5 protein-coding genes are annotated in these 4,530 nt (G+C 56.8%); 3 read left to right on the top strand and 2 right to left on the bottom strand.

Going from position 1 to position 4,530, the window contains the following annotated elements:
* Positions 1-177 precede the first annotated feature (177 nt).
* The gene (locus tag AC07XB_RS38775; RefSeq protein ID WP_492833194.1) at positions 178-1,110 is read right to left on the bottom strand and encodes a LysR substrate-binding domain-containing protein; all 933 of its coding nucleotides are present in this window, start codon (positions 1,108-1,110) and stop codon (positions 178-180) included.
* Positions 1,111-1,698: 588 nt separating this feature from the next.
* Positions 1,699-3,378, bottom strand: coding sequence for a sigma-54 interaction domain-containing protein (locus tag AC07XB_RS38770; RefSeq protein ID WP_492833196.1), 1,680 nt, complete (start codon positions 3,376-3,378; stop codon positions 1,699-1,701).
* A gap of 295 nt (positions 3,379-3,673) precedes the next feature.
* Between AC07XB_RS38770 and AC07XB_RS38765 the strand changes: the two genes are divergently transcribed.
* The 3 genes from AC07XB_RS38765 to AC07XB_RS38755 all read left to right on the top strand — a co-directional run.
* Positions 3,674-4,060: a CoA transferase gene (locus tag AC07XB_RS38765; RefSeq protein WP_493688131.1), complete on the top strand. Its 387-nt coding sequence runs from the start codon at positions 3,674-3,676 to the stop codon at positions 4,058-4,060.
* Positions 3,958-4,425: an ABC transporter substrate-binding protein gene (locus AC07XB_RS38760; RefSeq protein WP_492833200.1), complete on the top strand. Its 468-nt coding sequence runs from the start codon at positions 3,958-3,960 to the stop codon at positions 4,423-4,425. The genes AC07XB_RS38765 and AC07XB_RS38760 overlap by 103 nt, the downstream gene beginning before the upstream one ends.
* The coding region (locus tag AC07XB_RS38755) for a 3-hydroxyacyl-CoA dehydrogenase NAD-binding domain-containing protein (protein ID WP_492833202.1) at positions 4,323-4,530 on the top strand (208 nt) is incomplete at its 3' end. The genes AC07XB_RS38760 and AC07XB_RS38755, both read left to right, overlap by 103 nt.

Raw genomic sequence — 4,530 nt, 5'->3', positions numbered from 1 at the left:
CAGGCAAAACAAGACAGGAAGTTAACACCGGCTCGAAAAAGTTAACAGACCCAATGGGTAATTTCGCAACAGCTTCTAAGTCAAGTCCACCGTATTTTCTCGCGCCCTACTTCTTCCTCCTGGCCCTCATGAAGCCGGCCCCCTAGGGTTCTCATCCAGAAGTAGTCTGTTGGTGCGTCACAGCTCACAGTCTTCGAAGACCAGTGCTTCGAGACGCTTGCGCTCGAGTGTTGGATCGAGCTTATCTAGAAACGCGTAGACAAATGGCTGAAGATGGCTGTTCCGCCGAAGCAGCACGGCCGACACCGCTGGATCGAAAAGGTGGTGGACAGGGCGCATGCCCAGACCGCTGTCTCTCTCAGGAGAAAAACTGAAGGCAGGTATGAACCCGATTCCGAGACCAGCGCCGACATAGGTCTTTATCACGTCCGCGTCCAGCGCCTGAACGACGACATTTACCTGCAGCCCCGCCTCCTGAAACTTGCGGAGTATGCGGGCGCCCTGCGGGCGCGTAGAAAGTAGCAGGATCATCGGATATGGCGCCAGCTTTTCCAATGTGAGATTCTGCTCCTTCAAGAGTGGATGCCCACGTGGTGTAATGAGGACTCGTGGCGAAGTGGCGAAAGGAATTGCCACGATTTCCCTAGGCAAATCCGGGGGCAGATGTGTGATGCCAACGGCAACCTTGCCATCGTGGACGAGCTCCGCCACCTGATCAGGCGTACCCTGCAAGACGTTGATGCGCACCCGAGGAAAGTGGCGGGTGAAGGCGACAATGGAAGGCAGCAGCACATAATTGGCGTGTGTATGGCTAGTGGCGAGTGTAAAGCTGCCGCCAATTTCTTCACCGCTCTCTAGCGCCACCGCACGAATATTTTGGGCGCACTGGAGCGTGCGGCGTGCCCAGGCCACTATGCGCTCCCCGGCTTCAGTCAATGCCACCACGCGGCCGCCCTGGCGCAGCAGCAGGTCTACGCCGAGCACCTCCTCGAGCTGACGCAGCTGCTTGCCTACCGCGGGTTGGGTGGCGTGTAGGACATTCGCTGCCCGCGATATGTTGAATCCCGCATCCACCAAGGCGCATAGACATTGCAACTGACGCAGCTTCATTTGAATCCTTCATCGGACGGCGGTGTTGCGGCCACAACCATTTTACGACCTCGCGATATCATCGATGACTCGGGCGGCTGCCCAGGCTTTGAGGCCACCGCATGGTACAGGGCTATTGCACCTCCCATGCCTAACACCAGAGATCGCGAAAAAATCTTAAAAAGCAAGTATTGATGTTATCAAATCGACTAAGGTCTCTCAGAGAGTAATGAAAAAAGGTGGGACCCTTCCACCCGCTACACCCGAGGAATTTGATGCTTTGATTCGATCGGAAATCACAAGATTTGACACCGATTATCAAGGCATCGGAGGCAAGCATGGACTGATAACCCATCGCATGGATGACTCCATGTTTGGATGCGTCATCCGGGAAAACTCGGAAGCCCTTCATCGCCGACAGCATGCTCCACACTCCGTTTCGGCAGAAACCCTACTCGCACAGGGAGTCCACGTGGACAGTATTCCACCCTGCAGATATCGAGGGTGACGGCTGCGCTTAGGAAAATGAGTGCGCCTGTCTTTCCTGCCGCTTCGGCTACCTCCCCCAAGATCCTCCACTCTCGAACCTAGTAGCGCGAAGAGCCCCCATCACAGTTCGGCGACCGGGTCCGCCCGCTTTGCAGACATATCCTTCAGGCGCTTGTACAGATAGGATCGCGAGATCCCCAGTTCCTCTGCCACGCGCTTCTTGTTGCCGCTGCTGCGCTCCATCGCCGCAAGGATCAAGTCCGATTCGACGCGCTCTTTTGCGTCGCGAATATCGTTCGCGCTTTGCGAATCGCGCATCAGCCCTAGCCCGGCTTTACCCCGTTCGTAAATGCTCTGGGCTGCTTTCAGGTTTCCGAAGCTTGAAATCGACAGCGTGGGGCCATCACTGAAGATGGCTGCGCGCTCGATTGCGTGCTGGAGTTGGCGAATATTCCCGGGCCACGAACGCGACTGAAGGAAGCGAACAACGGAGTCGCTGATCTTCTTCCTTGGCACGCCCTGCCGATTGGCGAACGCTTCGAGGAAGGAATCAGCAAGCTCTGGGATATCTTCCAGCCTATCTCGCAACGGCGGCAACCGCAGTGTGACCGCGCTGATCCGGTAGAACAGATCGAGACGGAACGAGTTCGCGGCGATCATGGCCCCGAAATCCCGATTGCTTGCCGAGATAAGCCGGAAATCCGACTGTCTCGACTTGTCACCGCCGATGCGTTCAAACAGCCCGTCTTGCAAGACACGCAGCAGCTTGATCTGAATATCCAACGACATGTCGCCGATTTCATCAAGGAAAAGACTGCCACCATCCGCAGTCTCGAATTTCCCTTTTCGGCCTTTCTTGTCCGCGCCTGTATATGCACCAGGCTCGTAGCCGAACATTTCGCTCTCAACCAGGTTAGCCGGCATCGCCGCGGAGTTCACCACGACCATCGATTTATCGCTTCTCGGACTGAGCATATGAATCGCATGCGCGACAAGTTCCTTCCCTGTGCCGCTCTCGCCCACCAGCAGGACAGGGACGTCTAGCGGAGACACACGTAGGATGTCCTCCTTAAGCCGCCGTACCGCCTCGCTACTACCGACGATCTGGTCCAGCCCGTACTTGCGATTCCTGATCCCGGACAGTTCACGACGGTAGAAATCAAGCTCCTTCCTTACCCGTGTAAGCTCAGCGGTCACTTCACGGATCACTTCAGGGTCCTTGAACATAACCTGCCCGATGGCCGCGACAACCCGTTGATTCCGGTCATAGATCGGAATGCGCGAGACAATCCGCGTAACGCCTTTCATCTCCAAAAGTTGCGCAACTTGCGCCTTGCCAGATTTCACGACTTCATGCAAACGGGTGTTCACGATGACTTCGTTGACAGGGCGCCCAACAGCCTCGCCGTGCCGCAGCCCGAAGAAGCGCTCGTGGACTGGACTCATGTAGTCGATCCTCCCGGCCGGGTTGACAACAACCATCGCTCGGTATGGATCGGTAATGACGTGTCTGAGGATATCCTCCGCCGAATCGACGCTCACAAGAAACTCGTTGAGGTCCTCAGACCCGCTTGGGCGAAATATCAGGAAGCAAACGCCTTCCGTAGTGTGCGCTGCCGCAATGGTGAGCGGATCCTCGAACTCGGTCATTGCCCACATTCGACGCACCGGTACCCTACCACGATTGCGCCAGATCGCAGTCAGCGAGCGGGCCACAAGTACATCCTTGGCCAAGCCACTCGCAAACCGGGTCTGGTCCTCGTCGTCCAGAATGAGGATTCCCTTTGTCTCCCTCTTCATCTCAAAGGCCTCGCTGATATCAGCTTTACCATCTTAAAGTGTATTTAATGCAGACACTGGAATGTAGTCGGTGAAGTCATATCGAACACTGACTACATGCAGGCGGATCTTTCATACGTCCCACAGTGAGGTCGGAGAAGCCGCGTTGGGCACCCGATGGAGGCCGATACCAGCGCCTTCCGACACCGTATGCCGGCAAGCCGACGCACATCCCGTGCCAGCAGAATCAGCAGGTGGCACGGCGTTTGCAGATATCGGCCGTTATCCAACATGGCGACCCCTATGGTCACACTGAATGCACTGCCCTCTCAGACACTGTCCGGAGGACTTGATGTTTAGGAATGATCGAGTCCTCGACCTGACCATCTCCGTCGCCGGCACCTACGCCAAGCAGCTTCTGGCTGATCTCAGCGCGGATCCGGTCAAAGTCGAACGGCGCGGACGAGAACACGCGTGCCTACGGCCACCGGTCCTCGATGGCGAGTCGCCAGTCCTGAATGTCAACGCGGCGGTGCAAGCCAAGCTCGGCGTGGACTACACAACGCTCGGCTATCGATGCCAACGATGGTGCAGGCCGGCATGTCATCCGCGACCACTCAGGCAGTGCAAACCGTTGGCAGCCCAAACTCTGACAAAGTCATGGCGAGGTTGCGGCAGACGCCGATCAACGACTTCTTTGTGAAGAACGGACACATCGCTGCCGACGGGCAGATGTTCCACGACATGTATCTCGCCGAAGCCAAGACACCGTCCGAGTCCAAAGGAGAGTTTAGGCTGCTGAAGATCAGCAAGGAGATTGCTGCAGACAAGACTTTCGAGCCTTTGCACGAAGTGCCTGCCCCACCAAAAATTGCAGCCTCACAAAGGAAGAATGGCCCACTGCGTATTACCGAAAACTATGCGTGCAGCTTCGCTGCCAGAGGCGGCCACGCATCACCAATCACATCCAAACGCCAATGCAATCATCTGAAATTCACACCCTCGGTATCGTCGGCACCGGTGCCATGGGCCGAGGCATTGCGCAGATCGCCGCGCAGGCCGGGCTGACCGTCAGCCTTTACGACACCAACCCGCTAGCCGTGGCAGCCGCCCGGCAATACCTGCAGGATACGTTCGCCAAGCTGACCGAAAAAGGCAAGATGAGCGCCGAGG

It is taken from the genome of Cupriavidus sp. GW821-FHT02F09 (assembly GCF_059421605.1).
Note: the sequence above shows the minus strand (reverse complement) of the source record. Positions and strands in the feature narration are given on the sequence as shown.

Coding starts and splice junctions, on each gene's coding strand:
- AC07XB_RS38765 (WP_493688131.1), top strand. CDS start 3,674: ATGCACTGCCCTCTCAGACACTGTCCGGAGGACTTGATGTTTAGGAAT.
- AC07XB_RS38770 (WP_492833196.1), bottom strand. CDS start 3,378: ATGAAGAGGGAGACAAAGGGAATCCTCATTCTGGACGACGAGGACCAG.
- AC07XB_RS38775 (WP_492833194.1), bottom strand. CDS start 1,110: ATGAAGCTGCGTCAGTTGCAATGTCTATGCGCCTTGGTGGATGCGGGA.
- AC07XB_RS38760 (WP_492833200.1), top strand. CDS start 3,958: ATGTCATCCGCGACCACTCAGGCAGTGCAAACCGTTGGCAGCCCAAAC.